We start from the raw sequence: 807 nt of genomic DNA on the forward strand, positions 1-807 counted from the left end.
ATCTTTATACCTTCTGAATGCCAAAAAAACAAATCACTGTCTGGAATGCACTAGCCACACACTTAGATCGTGGTTGCGCTGGCTTTTGTTGGCGCCACCACTGCTGAAATAGGCATACCAGGCGAAGTCCGAATCGTCGGCATACGGCGACGAAGACCAGAAGAAATACGGGATTGCTGTATTGGGGAAATAGTCCGTATCAATGGCAGGAAATGTTCGGTCGTTGTTCACCAGAGACAGCAATTCATCTACGCTGGACACCCGCCAGTCGTCGTAACCGCACAGTTGTTCCGCGTTGCTACCATCCACCAGGCTGTCCCAGTCGTTGTAGTAGGTTCCAAAGCCGCTACCTTGGGCGGTCTTGCCTCCCCAACGGTAGGTGTTGTCTTTGTCGTGGATGCCGCCATCATCGGTTTTTGCTTCCCAGATCAGGCCAGTGACATTGTCCATCACGCAGCTCCAGCTGGTGGCGCCAGGTGGCAGTTGGTTGCCGCTGGCGTCGAGCTTGGTGAAGCTGAACCCGGCATGGCCGTCGCTGTCGTCGTTGTGGGTGGCGTCACGGCCCTGGTGGCAGTCCTGGGGCGCGGTGATGTTGCTGGTGCAGGTGGCGTTGTTGCCTTCGACATAATCACCCCCCCTGGTGATGCCTGTGTCGTTGAGGCGGAAACTGGTGTCAATGACTTCGTCGACATCACCATCAGTATCTGGTGGAGCCGTAGCACCTACCTCAACCGCGCCGATGTCGCAATGGTCACCGTGTGGCCGTCTGTAACCCCTGGCATCCAGGGGCAGACAGGTATCATCGTC

1 protein-coding gene is annotated in these 807 nt (G+C 56.3%); it reads right to left on the reverse strand.

The features are described from left to right. Window positions 1–33: 33 nt before the first annotated feature. Window positions 34–807: DUF1566 domain-containing protein (locus ACOCD2_RS23160; protein WP_293702699.1), on the reverse strand; the 774-nt coding region annotated here is incomplete at its 5' end.

The organism is Thiolapillus sp., assembly GCF_048562965.1.
Classification (GTDB): domain Bacteria; phylum Pseudomonadota; class Gammaproteobacteria; order Chromatiales; family Chromatiaceae; genus Thiolapillus; species Thiolapillus brandeum_A.